The following is a 21,320-nucleotide window of genomic DNA, read 5'->3' as shown; positions in this document are numbered from 1 at the left end:
AGCCCCCATGGCCATGAGTACTACAGATAGCTATGCGAACTTGTGCTTGTAATTTTACTTGTTGATGGTTAGTGATTGGCAATTTGGCCATATACAAACAAATGAATATGACTATGCTCACGGCTAAAAGAGGCAAAGCAAGCCATTTTATCAGCGCATGCTATAATGCCCGCTGTTCTTTAGGAGGAATTATGCAGGGAACAGTTATAGCGATTAATCGCGACAAGTCTTATTGTGATGTCTATGTTCATGGTACAGCTAGCACTTACCGTGCTCCGCTTAATGACTTTGCTTCTGATGAAAAGCTGGTCATTGGCGCTGATTGTGAGTTTGAAGACATCTCTAAGCCATCCATGTTTTCATTTGGTAAGGCTGAAATTAAGTCCCTCAAATCCATTTCTTTAGGCAATGACAAAGTAGCCGCTACTCCTGAGACTAGCTATCCAGAGCACAAGCTGATGGCTGATAATCGTAAGTTTTTAATTGCTGCTGAAGGTGGTCATGAGCGTGAGTGCCATGCCGCTTTACTTGAAAAAGCAATTGAGTGCAAAGCCAACGCTTTGTTAGATTTAAAGCTTGAGGTAGTGGTACGTCCTGGTGTTAAGCAGCACCTTTTCCGCTACACCGCACGCCCTGCCATTATCGATGGACCAAAGTACAAGCAAGAGCCAGGTATTGGTTTAGCCATTCCTGAGAAAGTAGCTCGTCGTAATAGCCCAAATGAGGCTATGGTGCGCTACTGCCGTGTACTGTTAATTTGCTCTTTATTCATCATCATCCCATCCATCATGAGTCTGACTGCTCGTGGCGTGATTCCATCACAGATGATGGGTCAGGTGATCACCGCAGGTCTCATCGTTCTGACCATGGTGCTGTTCATGTTTATGGGCTTTAAGAAGCGTCAAGGATTTATCCTCACGCTCAAAGGAATCCACGATAACTAAAAATCTTAGTTATCAAAGATAAGAGCCGCCATTGCCAATATGCATGTGGTGCTCAAAAAAAACAGTCTAAAAGCGCAAGGGCCATAGCAACTAATCATTGCTATGGCCCTTGTTGTTTTGACTACCTTATTGTCTAGTAAAGCTTGATAGGCTCAACCTCATCACCTGCTGCAGGTGATGGAGCTGGCGGTGCACTCTGAACTGGTGGCTGCGCAGGTGGTTGCCCTGCTCCCTGAGGCTGCGCTGCTCCATGAGGTTGCGCAGCGCCCTGTGGCTCAGCTTGCATCTGAGTCACATCATTGCTCTGAGGATTAATTGGCGCTAAGGCATCATCACTATTGCGCTTTGTTACAGGTGCTGCGTGCTCTTCAGGCAGTGCTAGAGCATTATTCTCAGAATTTAAGTTACCCTCAACAAGGGATGGCAGATTCTTCTGAGCTTCCTTAGCAGCTTTAATTTCAGCTTTAAGAGCCTCTTCTTGAGCCTTAAGCTCTTCTTTTTGTTGCTTTAACGCCTTTTGCTCTTCCTCATAGAGCATATCGTCATTAGATACTAAGTTAGTAACTGGAATATCGTTAAGCGATAAAGAAGTTCCATGCAGCTTAAGTGCAGTGGTATAGCGCTCGCCGTCATCAGAAATTTGTCCTGCCCAAATTGCCTGATCAAGTGGCTTTTGATAATCAGTTCCGGCAATTTCACGTACTAAAGCCTTATCTGCAGTGATCTTATAGTCTGAGTCAAAGCGTGCGAGTTTTGGCTTAGCACTGTGCTCATCAAATGACAAATCCGTTCTGCCTTGTACGCTAAAGCTTTGATTGTTATGGGTATAGCCAAACTGCTCGATGGTAATACCAATCACATCAGTAAAGCCTTTCATAACCTCTTTGAAGACCTTGCTAGTATCAAACTTCTCATCAGCGCCTTTCACAATAGCCTTAGATGCATCGTAAAGCTTTGGAATTGAGATACGCTCAAGAGAGCCAGCAAACTTAAAGTCGTTTAACTCATAGTAAGGTTGCTCTACACCATAGCGAATTAATGGGAAGGCAAAGCCATAGTTACCAGAGTTATCAAATGACAGCTTTGACATACCATCAGCATCAGGCTGAGTCAAAGTAATCATGGTAGAGACGTTGTTAAAGGAAATACCATCTTGCAGTGATGGATCTCTTACCTCATCCTCTGGAGTAAAACCAATGGCATACAAAGTTGAGAACTTAAAATCTAACTTCTCGAAGTTAACAATTAAGCTCTCAAAGTGAGGCTTCTTGTCGATGATACGAGGCAGAAGAGAAAGCTCTACACCAAGAAGATCTAAGCGATAATTTGGTGAATTGTTATAACGCTCAGCACCCTCACAAACGACACCAGCACTTCTTAGCGCTACATCCACATCCTCAGTTGAAGTTGCTGAGAAGTTGAATGCGTTCTGACCAAATTTACAAATACCTGTGCTAGTTGGGATTAAGAATGAGTCAGTCTTAATGGTGGCACGGATGGATGGAGTAATTGCAGTAACCTTAAAGGCACCGGTGAAGCTAATTGGGTCGATATTGAACTTAGCTAAGATATCGTCAATATTGCCACTACCTGGAACGCTATCAATGCCGCCTGATAAACGCAGTGGGCCAAAGAGTAACGTAGTGTCAACAGCACCAGTAATTGCGCTTTCGCCTAAGGTATTGCCCTTTTTAAGTGGCAAGGTGAAATGCAGTCTACCTTTACGCTCGGTAAAAGACTCACCTGTAGATTCATACTGCAGCTTTAAGCCTGGAATCTTACGCTCGACCTTAGCTAACGCATAATAGATTTTGGCATCAAAGATATAAGTCGCAATCTTGATTTGAGCAACTAATAGCAGTGAACACACTGCCAGCAAAATCAGAGTCCAGTAAAGAAGTTTCTTCAGTATTCCCAGGCGCAGCATGGAACCATCCTAAAGAGCAGGTAAAGCGCACATAATGATCTTTTTTCGCTAAATCTTCAACTACGGTTAGTATCATTACAGCGCAGGTTAGAAAACTTGAGTATATGAAAGCAAATACAGCAATCTACTCGCGTTAGAAATCTTGAGTATATGCAATCAAAGAAAGCAGCCTACTCGGGCTAAAAGTGTCAATCAGAGAGCCTCAACAAATGCCACTAAGAATAAAGTGATACCTTGCATTGTCGGCTGTCTGATGACAAGACACATCTAGAAATAATACCACAGCCATAGCAATGATATGAAAACCAATCGCCGCCTAATGTCTGTTTTGTCCGCGTACTGTGCACATTACCAATCTTGCTATACATGCAAATCACAAAGCATTTGGAACAAGTAAGCAAAGCTATCACTAGGCCTTGGCATGGCTATTTGTCGGCAGCAAATGTATCCTGAACTAAAGCTAGGATGCGTCCGCTTTCTTTTAAGAAGCTATCGGCATAAGAGCCAAAGAAATTAGTGGTGGATTTGAACTCATCGATAAAGGCCTCACGGTCTTTATGCTTGAGGATTTGTAAGCATCGAGAGGCACAGTCAATGTACTGCTCAATAAGCTCAAGGTTCTTATCTGAGGCACTAATGATGTCGCAGTACAGCTCTGGGTTTTGAGCAAACAGACGTCCCACCATCAATAGTTCTAAGTGATAGATAGGAGAACACATATCTATCAGGCGAGCCACAAATGGAGAGTCTGAGTTTGGTGAGACCCTACCCTCTGATCCTATCTTGCTAGATGGATCGTTATCTAAACTGCTTGGACTTAGATCATTTGTACTTACGGCATTGCCTGCATCAGCTGCGTCTGTTCCAAAGCGCTCGCGTAGGAAGTTACCATAAGCGATGGTAGTAAAGTGGCGCAGTGCCTGAATCACACGCATGGCATTATCATGCTCATCGGCACTACAAGTTACAACGTGAGCACCAAAGAGTCTCATTTGCTTGGCTATAAAAGCGCACTTGTCATCTTCACGACCATTTACAACCACTACTACCTGTTTTACGAACGATACTGTATCTGGACCAAACATTGGGTGTAAACCAACTACCGGGCCAGAGTGGTACTTGAGCATAGTATGCAGTGGCTCACCTTTAATAGAGGTAAGATCAGAAAGAATACAGTCCTTTCTAATCAAGCAAGCAACTTGCTTAATGACATCATTCGTCTTATCAATTGGTACCGAGATAATGCACCAGTTAGCGCTAGCAAGACGAGATGCAGCAATTGACTTATGGATGTCCTCAACCGCACTTCCATAATGATCCATTTTGTAATCATGAGGCTCAACCACACTTACCTCATAGCCAGCAGCGCTTAAGTAGCGTACAAAATATGACCCCATACCGCCGGCACCACCGACTATACAGACCTTACAGCGCTCGGATGCTGATTTGTTAGCTTCAGATTGCTCATGGGCACTTGCGTACTTATCTGAGCCATTTTCAATATACGACTGTCTTAAGATACGACGCTGTAAATCCTGCATCAGTGATGGAGCTAGGCCATACTTTTGCTCAAGCTGAGCACCATGGAAAAGAATCTTTTCTTCTCTAATACCGCTTACTACGCCCTCGCCTGATTGCGACTTAAGGCGAGCAGCTGATCTTACTAATGAAGTGCGCACTCTAAGCAGTGCTGCAATGGCCTCATCAGCCGCATCAATCTCTTCTCTAAGGCGCTTAAGCTCAGCAGCAGTTTCAGCATTAGCTGCTACACTCTGACTTAGCGCATCTGCATTGCTTGCAGAGCAAGGGCTGATATTTTCTGCATTGCTTGCTGAGTTTGGACTGAGATTCTCTGCATTGCTTGCAGAGCTTTGGATTACCTTCTCAGCATTGTTCTGATAAGGAGCGTCTACGGCCTTAGCTTGAGTGGTATTGCATGCGTCTAAAGCGCTTGCATTGACGCATGATGATGAAGCTTGAGAGGTCTTAGTCGGCATACTCATAGACAAAAGGCTTGGAAGATTCAGATAACTGAACCTAAGCCTTGCTCCTTTTCAAATCGGTGAATACTTTTACAAATGTATGCCTATGGTTGAGAGCAAGTTTTCATCTGCTACCAAGCATCTTTGGGCAGAAGCAGTCTCATTGGCTCATTTAGGCACAGGAGTATTATGCCGCAAAAGATAGCAAAACAGCATGATGGCCTATAGCTGAGCTTAGAATCCTCAAATCAGGGCAGAGCAGCTCGGCATTGCACGGTTGTCGTAGGTCGAAATTGCGATCTTATACGCTTGGGCAGAATTTTGTGGAGTTCCACTTGGGTAGGATTTTGTTGTGTTGCGCTTGGGCCGGATTGTTAGAGTGTGCGTTTATGAGGGTGATGATTTTGTCTTTGCTTTTAGGCACAAAAGGCCGCTAAGCGGCCTTTTATGAGGCCTGTTGCTTGGGCAAACAGGCTCTGTTGTTTTTGGTATTAATTTGCCTTAGCCGTCGATTTCGTCAAGGAACTCATCGTCAAAATCGTCAGTATCGGTAACTTCACCCTCTTGAATCGGATTGATCTTGTTCTCGTCGTACATGAGGTAAGCATCGCGAGTGAAGATGTATGGATCGATACTGTTATCTAAGACTGGCTCTTGATCAATGAGCTGAGCGCGATCGTGAATACCACGAATTACAAACTTTGCTGTAGTAATTGGCCAAGAGACGGCATACCAAGGCAGACCATCAATAATGTCGCCATGCAGGTCACGAGCAGTGGTTGGACCATAGGCTGGGATCATCATGAACGGGCCCTGTTCAACCTTGCCTTTACCAAGCACTGTGGCCATATTCATTGGGGTATGCTTGATACCAATATAAGAGGCTACATCAAAGAAACCTAAGATACCAATGGTGCTATTGATGGCAAGACGCACTAAAGAGGTACCTGAGGAGGCAAACTCACCGACTAAGAGATTATTTGGCACGTTGTTAATCTCGTCGAGATTATTAAAGAAGTTGCCTACAGAGTTTTGTACACCTTGTGGTAAGTAAGCATAGCCATGGGATACTGGTCTTAAGATGTACTTATCTAAGATGTCATAGTTGAGGTACCACATATAGCGGCTTGGCCCCTCAAGGGTATCAATAGCATGACCTGAGAGCACACTATAGCCGTATGTATAGTCGGCGCTAGCAGCTTTCTCACTGAGCTGTCTTGGCATCATTGGGTTGTAAGCACCATGAGCTGCCTCAGCCTCTGTAGTGAGGCCAACAGTAGATAGCATCAAGGCGGCACACAGCATAGAGCTGCCAAAAACTTGCTTAACATGACGCTTGAGATTGAACATAACGACCCCCATGGCCCTAAGCATACTCACAGCATAAAGCTTGAGTACTTGCCTAATACAGCGATGCATAGCTCATGTAGCAAACTATCCCATGGCCTGCGCATCGAAAACACATCTAAATATAGCCTTAGCAATAAATTCTATTTGCCATCCTAGGCCTAATTCTAATGATATGCATAGTTAATACAACTATGAACCAAAACAGAGCAGACGGTGATTCTACCACCATCAGAATTCATCAGTGCAATTACTAGCACTTAGGTGTCTGTTAGATAAGCGATTTTCTATATAGCACCAGGGAAATTCTTGTGCGGTGTGCTTTCAGAACCACTCTGCCTTAGCTAGATGAGATATCTAAAGACACAAAGGGCGACAGACCACTAGTATTAAGGTCGTCGCCCTTTGCAAAGCTAAGCATAAGCTTAACTGTTAGTAGATGTCTTCTTCCTCATCTTCAATAACTAATAAGTCCTCAAGAGAAATCTCATACTGAGGTTCCTCTTCTTCCTCTTGCTTCTTAGAGCGAGACTTCGGCTTATTGTTACTGCCAAGATCTGAGTTTAAGATGAACTCTTCTTGTCCATCATCTAAGCTTTCTTTATTCTCATCACTTGGAACATCAGCATCCGCCTCAGATGAGCTCTCCTCACTATCAGCAGGGAAGCTACTCATCAAGAAGTCGAGCTTGGAGAGAGCCTCTTCAGTACGCTGCTGCTTTTGCTTTTGATGCTCTTCTTGAACCTTACGGGTGTATTCCTCAATCGAGAAGTAAGATCCATCCTCATCCTTTAGCTGCAGCTCCTTAGCAATCTGCTCGCGCTCCTGACGATTACGCTCCTCCTCTAAAGCCTTAGCCTCGGCCTCTTGGCTCTGAGCCTCATCTTTAGAGTCACTCTCATCGTTAGCTGTAGCTTCTGCCTTGGCCTCTGCAGCGGCGTTAGCTGCACTCACATCTGCATCGCTATCGGCAGCAGCTAGAGTGTTAGCTGCGGCGGCGTTTTGGCTAACCTCTGAGCTTGTGGTGTCGCTATCGGTGCCGTTGCTGCTTGCTGCTTCAGCAGCTGCAGGTGCTGCTGCAGCTGATGCTGGTGCTGATGCTGCTTCAGCTTCAGGTGTTGACGCATCTGGAGTGGCTGCTACCTTTTGGGTACGGGCTTTGGCTGCTGCATCTGATGGTGCGCCTTGTGCGGTGACACGAGGGCCGGCAAACTTGTCTTGCTCAGAGATAATGCGCTCATCAAGCTTATCGTAAAGCTCACTTGCCTTATCGATAGCGAGCTTGGCTACAGCATCACCGCGAGCGGCTGCTTTTTCGGTAAGCACAGGAGCTCTAGTCATGTGCTCCTTGAGCTTACGCTTAAGGATGTAGTCAAGAAGACCATAGTTAAGCACAGTAGACTCATGGCTTTCTTCATCACGATAGACGAAGGCCACGTGTCTTACATACTTCTCGATAATATCGAGTTTCTGCATTGGGGTAGCAACTAACAGCTGCAGATTGAACTTGCTAAACAGAGTCAGCGCATAATCAACCGACTGTGGAGAACCACGACCGAATGCCTCGTCAATAATTACGAAGCGGAATGAACGGTCATGATAAGACACAGGTGAGTGACTTGTAGCTACGCCATTTGGAGCCTCGGCATTAGCACTTTGCTCAGAATTCTCTGCAGTATTGGCCTGAGTTGAGCCATGTGCGCTCTTGCTTGGATCGTTAAAGCTAATGCCCTTGTTACGAGCATTGGACTGATACTGATAGGCAAGAGATGAGGCAAGCACGGTGTAAGCAAGCTTTTCTTTCTGACCACCAGACTTACCGCCTGAATCCTCGTAGTAATCAACCTGGCTATCATCCTGACGAGTATGCTCAGATGCGGAGAACTCATACCACATCTTTACGTCAGTTACCTTGTTACGCCAACGACGGTCAATATCACCTTCATTGACTAAGCCCTTGAAGCGGTCGATTAAGGCCTTAACCTGATGGAAGCGTTCGTCCGCTGCCTCTAAGGTCTTATCCTCCTCAGGCAGTGCCGATGTACAGGTCTTTAAGTCAGCTCTAAACTGCTTGATTTCAACGTCGGCAGATTCTGTAGCCACCATTTGAATGTAGTGATCTGGATTGAAGTCCACATCCTTCATGATGCTGTTGATATCTGCAATACGCTCTTTGATCTTGCGGCTTTGAGCAAGCAAGGCAGCGTTTAAGGTACCTAACTGATCGATAGTTTCACGATTGAGCTTGTCCTTAAAGGCCTCCACAAAGCGTGGTAAATCGTCTTGCTGTAACTTATCAAAGAAGTTCTTAAAGTCTTCCCATGCATCAGCACGTGAAGCATCAAGGTTACGTGCTGCAACCTCGAAAGTCTGAGTAAAGCGGCTTTGCAGTGCCACGATCTGCTGGCTTAAGCCAGACTTCTTATTCTGAAGAGCATTGATGTCTTGCTGCAGGCGTGAGACTACCTCGTTATTGATAACATCAATACGATCGTGAGTTAACTCGCCTAAGTGCAGTCTAGCTAAGGCATCAGAGGTTAAACGCTCAATAGCGCCGGCTAAGTGCTCTTCGATCATATGGTAGTTCATGCACAGATCATTACTTTGCAGTAATTGATTCTCTAAATGAACATTACGTGATGATACTGAGCCTTGCTCCTTTAACCATGAATCACGACGAGTCTCGTGGTTACGCTTATCCTCAAAGAGCTCTTCTTTGCGCTTATTGAGAGTACGCATAATGTCTGAAGAGCTCTTGAGCTCATTTAACTCAGCGTATAAGCCCTCAAGCACCTTATCGTGAGCGCCATAGTCAATCTCAGAGAAACGAGTGATGTAGTTTAAACGACCAATCACGTTCTGCTGTTGGCTAGTAAGCGACATACCCTGCATCAGAGTTCTTCTTTGAGACTCGATGGTGTCGATTACCTGATTAATACGGATACGCTCTTGAGAGAGGATGGCGATCTTATCTTCGTTGGTCCAACCTAAGATATAGTCATTGCCATTACGGCTTCTACGGTCGTCCTTTTCGTTACGACCACCTGCCTTGAACAGACCTGATGGCATCAGGGCATATTTCTCTCGACGGTACTCATCTTGATCTTCAGTACATACGTAGTTGAAGGTTCTCTCAAGATGCTGACGTACATAAGAGTGGAACACAGGATCGTTCTTAATGTCGATCTTGCGTGGCAGTGAGTTAGCACTGATACGTGGACGATCAAATCCACCGCCTAAAGCAGCGCCTAAAGTGGTATTGATGCGATTATTGTTGTTAGCAATGTCATTCTCGCTAATGCGGAAGAACACTAAACGCATCGATAAGTTGTTGCTATTAACGTAATTAACTACATCTTTGTAGTACTGCTCAGGTACTAACATGGAAAGACCAAAGGAGCGCAGCAGCTTTTCTACTGCATATTCCCACTTAGCCTTTTCCTCGCTACGTACCTGCATAAGCTCACCGGCGAAAGGTAAGTCTTGATCAGTACAGCCAATAGCATGAGCAATTTCGTTACGCGTATCGATGTACTTCTTAGGCAGATTGTTCTTACGATTTCTTAAAGAATCGAGTTCATCGGCAACTTCTGCAAGGCGATCTTGTTCAGTCTTGAGCTCAATATTACGCTGCGCAATGTTCTCTTCGTAGTTCTTGATCTTTGAAGAGTTGAGCTTCTTCATCTCTTCAAGCTTAACTAAAGAAGCTTGGAAGTCTTTCTCACTCTTAACCTCAGGCAATGAGATATTGCTCATTAAGGTACGATGATCTTCAAAGGCCTTGTAGATACGGTCACGCTCACGACGCTCCGAGGCAATAGATTGCTCTAAGAGCTGCTGACGGTTACCACCGCGCTGATTGATCTCGTTTTGAACGTTCTGAATCTGAGTATTGATACGCTCTAAGTCTTGACGGCTACGCTCAAGATCGTGGTTGATATCTTCTAAGCGCTGCTTGTTAGATTCAATCTCAACACTTAACAGATCGCTCTTTTTCTTAAAGAGATATGGTGAGGTATAGACCTTACAACGCTCTAAGAACTCAACCTGAGTTGCTACAGTGCTGTACTCTTCACCTTTAATACAGATAGGCTCTAAAGCCTCTACCTGCTTTTTGGCCTCTTCTACAGAACGATAAGATGCATCTAAGTCGTTAAAACGATCGACCATCTCTTCAACTAGCTCATCGCCGTTGAAGTCTTCAAGCATTTGCTTTCTTACGAAGTCTGAAATATTGGAAATAGACTTCATAGAAATGGTCTTGTAGAACAGATCAAGCACCTTGGTACCTTCGATACCAAAGAGGCGCTGCATCATGGAGTAGTACTCAGAGAAACCGTCGTAACGAGTGCAACCAAGCGAACGTAATTTAGCCCCGAGCTCCTTGATGTCCTTAACAGGCAGCACATCATGCTGCAGGTTAAAGTCCTGATTACCAATAAAGTAATAACGGTTTAAAGTGCCCTTGCTCTTGGTATGCACCATAGCTTGTAGCAGTACTACATACTCATTGAGTGCTTCATTAAAGAAGGTAGCACTAATAACACTTAAAACAGCGCTTTGACCCGAACGCAGACCATGCTCAGTTTTTACACCTGAGGAGTTGTCATTCTTATACAGACCTAAAACATAGGAGTTAAGGCTACGCTCGCCCTTTTCTGCACCAGCGGCCTGGTTAAAGGTGACCTTACGTACGTCATAAAGCAGTACGGTCATGGCGTCAATTAAAGATGACTTACCGGCACCGTTATCACCAGTCATCAGCACATTTTGACCGCCAAAGTACACGGACTTAACGTTGTTATTAAATGATGACCAGTTATAGATGTCCACACGCTGCAGTCTAAAGCCCTCACGGTTGACTGTCATTTGTGGATAACGGAGCAGATCCTCTTCAGTCAAAGACATTGGATCTTGGCCATCAGCAATCTCAAGTAAGCTTCCTGATCCAACCTCAACTTCCTCAACCTTTACCTCGGCAGTGGCAGCGTTATCAGCTGTGGCAGCATCAGAGCCCTGATCCTCAGCAGCATTATCACCTAAGGCTGCATCGTCAGAGGCAGTGGCTGCGGCGGAGGCATTGGCCGCTACGGCAGCATCAGCGGTAGGCTCGGTTGATGGGCTAGTTGTTGATACAGCATCTGACGAGTTAGTCTCGTTACCAGCACTGACTTGCTGTTGCTGTTCAAGATCGTCGTTGTTTAATAAATCTTGCATTGCTTTTCCCTTAAGTCAGGCTTAATCAGCGGTATCAAGCATGGCATCATCGTCGGCATTTAAGGTGTTCTTAGCACGTCCACCTTCCTTGATGTGCTTTAAGTAAGAGGCAAGTATTTCATCTGCCTGCTTTAAGATTTCAGGTGTCACGATTACACCAATAATTCGTTTTACTTCAATGCGCTCAGCATCTTTTTCAGCCTTGGTTCTGCTCTTAAGGACAGGGCCAATACGGCCAAGTAAACCTAAGGTTCTTAAGTGCTCAATGGACTTATCTAAGTTATCCTCAAGACGCTTGTCGTTATTAACGTTATGCACGAAGCTCTTAACCATTGTGACGATCTCAGCACGATCGAGCACTAAGCGGCCAAACTGACCAGAGAGATCAAACTCAAGTAAGCGCTGACGCAGTAAGATGAGCAGTAAACTGTCATAAAACGGCATCGCACGGCGGTTGAGTAATAGTGGTGGACGCTGACCTGAATCAACCGGCATCTCTTCTTCAGATAAAGAACGCACATAAGCAAAGCCAGAGTCATGGTCGATAACTAAGCGTAAGAACATACGACGACAGAACTCTTCAACCTCTCGCTCTTGACGCACGAGCGATTCAAAGATGGTCTTGTCATCTTCTCTATCGATATAGTTCTTTAAGAGGAATACCACTAAAGCACCAGGAGAGATGAGCTTTGCTCGGCTTCTAGAGCTTGCTTGCTCCTCGTTTTGCTCATCGGCCGGATCCTCAGCATTAACGTCAGCATCAGTGCCAACATCAGCCTGAGTATAATCATCAGTTCCATAGTCAGGTGCTGTGCCCTCAAGACGGCTTAAGCGATCCATTACAGACTCGGTGCTGCCTGAGTTCGCCCCCTGATTAAAGAGCGCGTTAAAAGCTGCTGTATTACGCGATTGATCGTCGCGATTTTCGTCATTAAAAGACATACATGTTCCAAAAGTAATTTTGTTGCACAGGCTTATGAGTAAGACCTTAATCTTATCTATAAGCCTGAAGCTTAGGCGGCACCTAGAGGCGCTTTAAAGTAATGTGTTTTAGCTTAGCAACACGCATTACGGTGTTACCTTCGGCATCCATTGACTCCCAGCGGTAAAGATCTTCACGAGTGGCGTCTTCTTCAATCTTGTAGTCAGACATGGCGATCTTTACGTAGTAAGTCAGCTCTGTAATACCATGCTCAAGTGGGTAGCGTTTAACGATGTCTACTAAATCCACCTCATCTTGAGTATTCATAAATTCTTCAATGCGATGGTAGAGCAATACAGGATCAACCACGATCTGATCAAAGAGCTTGTGATCATCAGGTCTAAACTCATCGCCCTTCATCTCTGTACTAAACTCTAGTCGCTCATTAACTGTTGCTAGAGGACGATCAAAAGGCAACGTGATATCGGCTCGCGGGATCTCTAAAGTAAAGAGAGAATCTGGCAGATTACTAATGCCATACTCTTTAGTTAAAGCTACTACATTTTGAGTAATCGACTTGATACGCTCTTTTAAGAAACGGTTTGAATCGAGGTTTGCTGGCTGTAAGAAACTCTTAATACGCTTAGTTGAAGAGCCCATAACGCGCTCAATATTCAATCTAAGCTGCAGCCATTGATCGTGGATGTTTAAGATACGAGGATCAATTGTTAAGCCCTTGATCTCCTCACGATTTAAGAGGTTATCAATACGCTTAACGATAAGTTCATCATCTGATGAGGATAAGAGCAGTCTTGAGAATGCCTTAACCGATCTGCCCTGATCGGTTTCTTCAATATATGCGTTCTTATCAAAGTACTTATCTAACAGCTCACCACGTGGACCAGTCCAGTTGATGATATCTTGCATGATCTCTTTATCAAGATTGCCCAGGTTGTACTCCACCTGACGGAAGTCATCCACCATCTGAATAGCATCATGCTGGAACTGTAAGAAGCGCTCACGAATCTGAGATGGACTTAAAGTAGCGATCTCACCACGCTTAGCCTTTTCAATTTCTTTATCGATAGCATCGCGGCGGGCATAGAGATCTTCAAGCACCAACTCGGCATTGCCCTCGGTACTCATATGCACTTCTTTTAAGATCTCCAAAAGACCTTTAAAGCGCGACTCAGTAGGAACGAAGTTGTTGCTCTGCTCATTCATACCAACGATGAATGAGTAAGCCTTTTGTAGATCAGGGGTGATGTCGTAGCAAGGCTCGCTTCCTGATGCGCCCATGTATGAGCATCTAAAGAAACGGTTTTTCTCGCTAGACCAATAGCGCAGGTAATGCAGCGCATCCTCGCGCATATTCTTGCCACCTGCTGCTTGTGTAGCGCGATCATTGTCAGATGGTTGGCCATCAGCTGCATCAGGATCTTCAACTGGAACTTTAGTGCCAGTAAAGTCCTCAAAAAATGAGGTTTCCTGCAGTGAGTCATACTCATAGGACATACGGCCGCCATTGATTCTAAAGATGATGTCCTTAAGAATCTCAACAAGTTCAGACTCAGGAGCTGAAGTACGGTTAAGCTTGATAAAGCCTTCATGAACCAAGGCCAAAATTACAGGCGCACGATTGGCGCACAGCAGATTCCACGCAGTGGAGCGTGCTCTCTGCGTCATGAAATATATGTAATCAATGTCCATCCAACGAACCTGAAATCGTGGCTAAACCTATCCAACACATCACTGCAACACAGCGATCATCACAATGGCAAGTTAAAGCACATAAACTAACCAAAACCTATGAGATACATCATTGTAAGCACAACAGTGACATACAGCCTTAAAGACCAAGACAAGATCATAATGAATTTGCCTGAAGTGTCTTTAACTCTCGCATACGTAAATGCACAGGGATTTGGCAGATACTTGCCTAAGATGAGCTTCTAATGTGTTGCTGTTTAACTTGGTAGTGCCTAAAACATAAGTTAGCAAAACTACCTAAGTTACTTGCGCGGCCAAACTAAACTCGCGCATGTATAGCGCCATATATCAAGTTTTACAGCATGGCCTTAAAAACACAGGCTTGCAAAAACCACATATAAATACAGCACTACATCAGGCAACGGATACAAGCAAACGTATCAGCAAGGCTTTTGTATACGCCAAATAAAACTAGTAAACCTTGTACTCTATACGCACCATGAAGTGATCTTCACAAGCAAGCGTTAGCGTGTATCAATCCCTCAAACTTAATGCCTTCTTAGCTTGAGAGATCAGCACATATCCAAAATGCAAACAAGGCATCTTGAGGTTTCTAGTCCCTTGCACATCCACATTAAAAGCGAAAAGCAACTTCACTAAGATCGCTATCAAGTGCATTAAAGCTGCACTAAAGTGAAACGATCTTATGAAAAGCGCCGCATATTATAGCACCATTGAACCAAAAACTATGACGATCGCGACAAGCAAAAGGCAGCTATATCCCAATCTAAGTAACGCAAAACCATAACTCATTGCAAAATAGAGCTAGTTGAGCTAGCCAAGCCCATCATTAAAGCATCATCTTTGATAGCGCCAAATCCATTCTCTTACCCGCCCAAAATCCATTCTCTTACCCGCGCCAAATTAGATAAGCACGCTGTTTATCCTTCCTCAGATCTCTGTACTAAAAAGATGCTTAACGCTCTAACTTGGAACAGTGTTTAGCTACAAGTAGAAAAAGTGCATTGATGTAGATCAAAGATCTTGGGCGTTTTTGCACTATTACGATACATTTTTCTCAAGGACGCTAATAAACAAGCGCTAATCGCACTATAATGAGCACACTTTTGTACATAGCTATGATGCTCAACACGACCTAAAGTCGCATCCAAGATTGCTATTTTGATTTATAGCAGTTGCAGATGATCTCGTTACCATCTATTAAGCCATGTGCAATACACTCATTTATCAGCACCTTTTACAGCTAAACCAGGTCTACAAAGACATGCAGCTGTGATCCTATGCTGTTGCAGCCATGGTAAGAACTTGCACGAAGCTATCCATTAGCAACTTACTTTTACTTACACCATGAAGCTGCACTCAAGCGCAGACATGCAAGCTTTAAAGCACTTGTCGGTCTTTATCTGCTTAGTATGTCGCACCCTGATGATGCGCCTGCACTCGTACGTAGGGCCTCGGGGTTGCTTAAGGAAAAATCTTATCTCAGGCGTTTATCTGTCTTAGTTAGCTTGAGCAAATACTACTTAGATAGATAAGGAACCCCCGTCACTAACTATGGCTAAATCTTTAAGGGGATTCTGACAAGCAACGTTGCTTTAACAAAGCATTGCCTTAGCGACAGCCGCTGGTGTGACTGCAAAGGCAAGTTACTTTGCATAAGAACGATGATTGTTCATGCCAAGGTATAACCTTAAGATCTTTAAAGATCTTCTGGGATAGATTTCTTTCGGAGTTATTCCATCATGTTAGAACCGGTAAACCCAAAATCACCTCTAGCCAATGCTCTAAATCGCGTCCCATTCATTTTGCAGATCATTCTTGGTCTCATCATGGGTGTTATCTTAGCCCTCATTTATCCTAACGATCACGCCATCATCCCAATGCTTGGCAACCTCTTTGTTAAGGCACTGAAGGCTGTAGCACCTCTGTTAGTTTTCGTACTGGTTGCAGCAGCTATTGCTCGTCACCAGTCAGGTACCAAGGCTAACATTCGTCCTATTATCATGCTCTACTTTGTGTCTATGCTGATTTCTGCCAGCTTAGCACTGTTCATGAGCTACACTTTCCCATCTCACTTCGCCATCTTAGAGCAGTTTGATGACACCCTCTCTACTCCACAAGGCGTAGGTGAAGTGCTGTCAAACTTCGTCAATCAGGCAGTTGAGAACCCATTCACCGCATTAATGAATGGTAACTACATTGCAATTCTGATTTGGGCTATCGGTTTAGGTTTAGCTTTCCGTGCAGCACACGACAACACCAAGCGTGTTTTAGAAGACTTAGCTCAGTCTGTTTCCGCTGTTGTTCGCATGGTTATCCGCTTTGCTCCTTTAGGCGTTATGGGTCTGGTATATAACTCCACCACTCAGCCTGGCGGTTTTGCTAACCTGCTCAACTACGTACACGTAGTAGTTGTTTTAGTTGCAACTATGCTTCTGATTGCTTTTGTATTCAACGCAATCTTAGTATTTGCTGTAACTCGTGAGAACCCATACCCTCTCATCTTCAAGACCACTGCTAAGTCCGGTATTACTGCATTCTTCACCCGTTCATCAGCTGCTAACCTTCCAGTTAACATGGCTTTATGTGAAGAGATGAAGTTACCTAAGGAAACGTACTCTATTTCTATTCCTTTAGGCTGCTCCATCAACATGTCTGGTGCTGGTGTAACCATCGTTATCATGACAATGGCTGCAGTTAACACCTTAGGCATTCACACCGATGTTTGGTCTGCACTGCTCATGTGTATCGTATCCGTACTGTGTGCTTGCGGCTCCTCAGGTGTTGCTGGTGGCTCCTTAATGCTTATTCCACTTGCTTGCTCCATCTTCGGTATTCCTAACGATGTTGCTATGCAGGTTGTTGGTATTGGCTTTATCATCGGCGTGATTCAGGATTCAACTGAGACTGCCTTAAACTCCTGCACCGACGTTCTGTTCACCGCAGCAGCATGCCGCCGTGCCGAGCGTCTTGAGAAGTTAGCCGCTGCCAAGCAGTCAGCCTAATTCACAAAACAATACCAGCGTGGCTCTTTATCCATAGCCACCAACAGGGAGATCAAAGCGCATCTCCCTTAAAAAATGGGGAGAGGCCCATCAGCCTCTCCCCTTTTTTTTGCCCAAACAAATCATCACATCCACAGCAAGTGCCGTATCAAAGCACAGTAAGCTAAGCACTAAGTACTGTTAATTGCTCTTACTCATCTGTTAATTGCTCCCACAAAAACTCACCCCGCTCAAGATAATCGAACACCTTATCGATACTCTATACTTGCTTATGAGCCATCATACAGACAAAGATATGTGACTTAACATTCAATTTGCGACGAATTTAAGGCAATTAAGCGTCAGGGCCGCCAAGATGCCTTGTCAGTAAGTTCTAATCACTGGCAAAATGATTTATGCTCTAATAATGTTTGTCAAAATATTTAGAGCTTGATTTCTAAGTTGCGAGCTAGGCCTGTGAGGCTGTTTTTAGTGTTGTTTTATATGCAGGAGGCTTTTCATGTTGCATGCAGTGGTGCTCTATTCGGTGGGTTCTCCTGAGAAAGCTGATGTTGAAAGCCTGAAGAGCTTCTTAAAAAACTTCCTCTCTGACAAGCTAGTGGTAAGAATCCCACGCTTTATTTGGCAGCCTGTTCTGCGCTCATTCATTTTAAGATCACGACCTGAGCGCATGGTATCTCGCTACAAGCAGATCTTTATTGAAGAGCACAATCCTTACCTCATCTCTATGAGCCGTCTTGCCTATCGTCTTGAGTGCGCACTTAATCAAAACTGCAATGATCTTTTTGACGATGACAAGTTTGAAAGCACTCAGTTAAATGAGCTGCAAGATCACGCTCAAAAGGAAAACTCAACATCCATAACTACTGAAAAGTTTATGGTGCGTAATGCCTTTGCATATGCTGGTAAGAACTTAGAGAAAGTAGTTAAAGACTGTGTTGAATTAGGTGCCCAAAAGGTTACCTTAATCCCTCTTTTCCCTCAGTACAGCGACACCACCACTAAACGCCCTGCTATGGAGCTAGCAAAGATCAAGCAAAGCTACAAAGATGTGGAATTTGCTATGGTGAGAAGCTTCCCTGATGATAAAGAGTACATTGAGGCGATCACCGAAAGCATCAAGCCAATGCTCAATGAGCTGCTCTTTAGCATTAAGCGCAAGAAAGACGAAGTAGAAGATGTTAATAGCATCATGAAGCGTGGTAAGGCACACGTACTTATCACCTTCCACAGCTTGCCTCAAAGCTATATCAAACTTGGTGATCCATACTTAAATGAGGTTGAGGCCACCACCAAAGCTCTCGTTGCCTCCTTAGGTTTAGATGAAGAAAACGTCTCGATTGCCTATCAGAGCAAGATGGGTCCAATGAGCTGGCTTAAGCCTGATATTGAAGATGAAGTTGAGCGCTTATTAGATAAAGGCATCTCAAGGCTCTTAGTCGTTGCTCCAGGATTCTCTATTGATTGTCTTGAGACTCTTTACGATATCGATATCAATCTGCGTGAACGCTTTTTATCCTTAGGCGGCGATAGCTTCTTGTACGTGCCTGCATTGAACCACTCAAAAGGCCACATCAAGCTGCTGAGCTCTTTAGTACGCAATAATGCCAAAGTACTCTAAGCAACTCTAAAAAATGCAAAAGAACTTGAAGAAACGCCCATAAAATGTCTCTTGCAGCCTTACTTTCATTCACGTTGAGCTCCATAATCCTGGCAATAGCACCCGGCCCAGACAATATCTTTGTGCTGACGCAAAGCGCCATGCATGGCTACAAAAAAGGCCTAGCTGTTGTCATTGGCTTAACCATAGGCATCTGCATACAATCTTTTTGCATGGTTGCAGGCATCACCGCTCTATTTATTGCCATCCCTGCTCTAGTCACCATCCTCAAGACCATTGGTGCGCTCTACCTTAGTTATTTATGCTTAAAAGCCACCAAAAGCTTTATCAAACGCTATCGCAGCAAAAGCGATGCAAATGACAAACAAGTAGATACAAACACAAGTTCTCAAGAAGTATACTCACAGGAAGCTACAACATCTAAAGACCAAGATCGTAGCAAGAATCAAGATAGCAGTATCCTAAACTTTAAGATGATTCGTCGCGGTGTCATCATGAACTGCACGAATCCTAAAGTTCAGCTGTTTTTCTTGTCTTTCTTTACACAGTTTCTACCTCAAGGCCTAGGTCAGTATGAGCTCATGTTCTACATGTCCATTATGGGACTTATCATGGCTATGAGTACCTTTGTTGTCTTTGGTAGTATTGCGATCTTTGCAGGTAAACTTGCTGAGCAGTTTAAAACCAGGCTCTTTAACCTGATTCTTGATGGATCTGCAGCTTTGATCTTTGCAGCTCTAGCTCTGTACACTCTAGCATCAGAGTTTCTCTAATCAAAAGAGCAAAAGCCTAAAGCAAGATCACTAAAAGATGCCACCAAAGCCACACCAGGCTATTTTGACTTACTAAAACCAAAGAATTGTTGCTTATGGCTAAAATCACTATATTAGGTACAGGCGATGCCTTCGTAACCCATTGCTATAACACTTGCTATACCATCGAAACAGACAAGGGCATGATGCTAGTTGACGCAGGCGGCGGCAACGGTATTTTGGCCCAATTTGAAAAAGCCAAGATTGATCTGAGCAGGATTCAAGACATGTTTGTGACCCATGCTCACACCGACCATATTCTCGGTACTATCTGGGTTATCCGTAGAGTCATGATGCTAATGAACTCAGGCAAATACACTGGCACTTTCAATGTCTACGGTCATGACAAAGTCATCAATGTAATCGACACCATCTGTCGACTTACCCTCAAGGCAAAAGATCTCAAGCACTTAGGCAGTGGCGTAATTCTCAATGAAATTACCGATGGTCAAAAGATCCAAGCTGCAGGCATGGAGCTTACCTGCTTTGATATTCATAGTCCTAAAGAAAAACAATTTGGCTATAGCGCGATATTGCCTAATGGCAAGCGCTTAGTATGCCTAGGCGATGAGCCTTACAACTCAACTGTTGAGGCATACGCAAAAGGTGCCGACTATCTCATGCACGAGGCCTTCTGCCTTTACGACGATCGTGAGATCTACAAGCCTTACGAGAAAAATCATAGCACCGCTCTCGATGCAGGCAAGAATGCAGCAGCTCTTGGCGTGTCTACTCTCATTATGTACCACACCGAAGATCACACTCTAAGCACTCGCAAACAAACCTACAGCGCCGAGGCAGCTACCGTCTTTAACGGCCAAATTCTCGTCCCTGATGACCTCGAGATCATTGAGCTCTAAAGCATAGCAAATAACCCGCACTCGCTTTTTGAGCTCAGACCTAGCCTTAGCCTCTGACTAAGGCTAAGGTCTGCGCATCTCTCTTATCCTCATAGAAAGTCTTAAGCACCTGCCTAAAGACATCATCTGGCGACACCGCATCAAATAATGTCATACACGAGCACACTTTGAGTGTATCTATTGCACCAAAGATACTTAACACATCTTTACCCTTATGCATCAGCAAGGCCTCGGTAATTTGACGCAATCTCTTTCCTAAAATGGGATGAGCAAGATAAGCCCTAGCCTCATCAAGACAGCTAATCCCGTAAAAACGCGCATTGTAGCTAAAGCCTAAAGATGCCATTTGCGGAAACACAAACCAAATCCAGTGCGACCGCTTGCACCCTTCACGAATCTCGCTCAACGCAACATCGTATTCTGACTTTTGCGCCTCAACAAAACGCTCAAGATTATACGTATCACACATACATCTCCCCTTTTAATCTAAAGATCCCAAACTTATGCAGTTTAGCAGCTCTCGGCTACATACATGTAGCAGTACCAAAATATAAGATGCGCAAGCATTTCTAAAGTTAATGAATTTTTACAAAATATAACTAAATCATAATAAGTCGTTATACAAAGTGTAAGGGCATGCATCTAATGTCAGCCCATACAGCGAGTCAGATCTGGTACGCCTCAAATGGCTGCCGTGCTACACGCTCTAGCTATTAAGAGGAATATCAATCATGGCAGTATATGTAAACACAAACTACAGCGCTCTTCAGGGCCAGCGCTACTTAGGTAATGTCCAGAACTCCTTAACAACTACCTACCAGCGCTTATCTAGCGGTATTAAACTAGTCAACTAATCTTTGCATATTAAATCATCGGCCTTTAAATATGCCGTTGATTGACTGCCAGTTTTTTAACTTTAATAATTTATACCTCTTTTTTCACTACAGTTGAT

At 44.2% G+C, this 21,320-nt stretch carries 13 protein-coding genes; 6 read left to right on the top strand and 7 right to left on the bottom strand.

Going from position 1 to position 21,320, the window contains the following annotated elements; genetic code table 11:
* Positions 1-191 precede the first annotated feature (191 nt).
* Positions 192-944, top strand: a complete 753-nt coding sequence (locus RDO37_RS08045; RefSeq protein WP_308498715.1) for a hypothetical protein — start codon at positions 192-194, stop codon at positions 942-944.
* Positions 945-1,077: 133 nt separating this feature from the next.
* Here RDO37_RS08045 and RDO37_RS08040 read toward each other — a convergent pair whose 3' ends face one another.
* The 6 genes from RDO37_RS08040 to RDO37_RS08015 all read right to left on the bottom strand — a co-directional run bounded on the left by RDO37_RS08040 (position 1,078) and on the right by RDO37_RS08015 (position 14,049).
* The gene (locus RDO37_RS08040) at positions 1,078-2,871 is read right to left on the bottom strand and encodes a hypothetical protein (RefSeq protein ID WP_308498714.1); all 1,794 of its coding nucleotides are present in this window, start codon (positions 2,869-2,871) and stop codon (positions 1,078-1,080) included.
* Between the two features lie 425 nt (positions 2,872-3,296).
* Positions 3,297-4,874, bottom strand: coding sequence for a prephenate dehydrogenase/arogenate dehydrogenase family protein (locus RDO37_RS08035; protein WP_308498713.1), 1,578 nt, complete (start codon positions 4,872-4,874; stop codon positions 3,297-3,299).
* Between the two features lie 480 nt (positions 4,875-5,354).
* On the bottom strand, positions 5,355-6,203 hold the full coding sequence (locus RDO37_RS08030) for a VacJ family lipoprotein (RefSeq protein ID WP_308498712.1): 849 nt from the start codon (positions 6,201-6,203) through the stop codon (positions 5,355-5,357).
* A 429-nt stretch (positions 6,204-6,632) separates the two neighbouring features.
* Positions 6,633-11,417, bottom strand: coding sequence for an SbcC/MukB-like Walker B domain-containing protein (locus tag RDO37_RS08025; protein ID WP_308498711.1), 4,785 nt, complete (start codon positions 11,415-11,417; stop codon positions 6,633-6,635).
* Positions 11,418-11,438: 21 nt separating this feature from the next.
* Positions 11,439-12,359 carry a DUF4194 domain-containing protein gene (locus RDO37_RS08020; RefSeq protein ID WP_308498710.1) on the bottom strand — a complete coding sequence of 307 codons (921 nt, stop codon included), beginning with the start codon at positions 12,357-12,359 and terminating at the stop codon, positions 11,439-11,441.
* Between the two features lie 82 nt (positions 12,360-12,441).
* Positions 12,442-14,049, bottom strand: coding sequence for a DUF3375 family protein (locus tag RDO37_RS08015; RefSeq protein ID WP_308498709.1), 1,608 nt, complete (start codon positions 14,047-14,049; stop codon positions 12,442-12,444).
* 1,763 nt (positions 14,050-15,812) lie between these two features.
* Here RDO37_RS08015 and sstT point away from each other — a divergent pair.
* The 4 genes from sstT to RDO37_RS07995 all read left to right on the top strand — a co-directional run bounded on the left by sstT (position 15,813) and on the right by RDO37_RS07995 (position 20,368).
* Positions 15,813-17,075, top strand: coding sequence for a serine/threonine transporter SstT (gene sstT, locus RDO37_RS08010; RefSeq protein WP_308498708.1), 1,263 nt, complete (start codon positions 15,813-15,815; stop codon positions 17,073-17,075).
* Positions 17,076-17,574: 499 nt separating this feature from the next.
* On the top strand, positions 17,575-18,696 hold the full coding sequence (gene hemH, locus RDO37_RS08005; RefSeq protein ID WP_308498707.1) for a ferrochelatase: 1,122 nt from the start codon (positions 17,575-17,577) through the stop codon (positions 18,694-18,696).
* 44 nt (positions 18,697-18,740) lie between these two features.
* On the top strand, positions 18,741-19,469 hold the full coding sequence (locus RDO37_RS08000; protein WP_308498706.1) for a LysE family translocator: 729 nt from the start codon (positions 18,741-18,743) through the stop codon (positions 19,467-19,469).
* Positions 19,470-19,564: 95 nt separating this feature from the next.
* Positions 19,565-20,368, top strand: a complete 804-nt coding sequence (locus tag RDO37_RS07995; RefSeq protein WP_308498705.1) for an MBL fold metallo-hydrolase — start codon at positions 19,565-19,567, stop codon at positions 20,366-20,368.
* A 46-nt stretch (positions 20,369-20,414) separates the two neighbouring features.
* Here RDO37_RS07995 and RDO37_RS07990 read toward each other — a convergent pair whose 3' ends face one another.
* Positions 20,415-20,837 carry a DUF1810 domain-containing protein gene (locus RDO37_RS07990; RefSeq protein ID WP_308498704.1) on the bottom strand — a complete coding sequence of 141 codons (423 nt, stop codon included), beginning with the start codon at positions 20,835-20,837 and terminating at the stop codon, positions 20,415-20,417.
* Between the two features lie 262 nt (positions 20,838-21,099).
* On the opposite strand from RDO37_RS07990, the gene RDO37_RS07985 reads away from it, so the two are divergent.
* A complete protein-coding gene (locus RDO37_RS07985) occupies positions 21,100-21,222 on the top strand; it encodes a hypothetical protein (RefSeq protein ID WP_308498703.1) in 123 nt (40 codons plus the stop codon).
* Positions 21,223-21,320: the final 98 nt, after the last annotated feature.

Source organism: uncultured Anaerobiospirillum sp. (genome assembly GCF_902485895.1).
Taxonomy (GTDB): domain Bacteria; phylum Pseudomonadota; class Gammaproteobacteria; order Enterobacterales; family Succinivibrionaceae; genus Anaerobiospirillum; species Anaerobiospirillum succiniciproducens.
The sequence above is the reverse complement of the archived record's forward strand: the minus strand, read 5'-3'. Positions and strand labels throughout refer to the sequence as shown.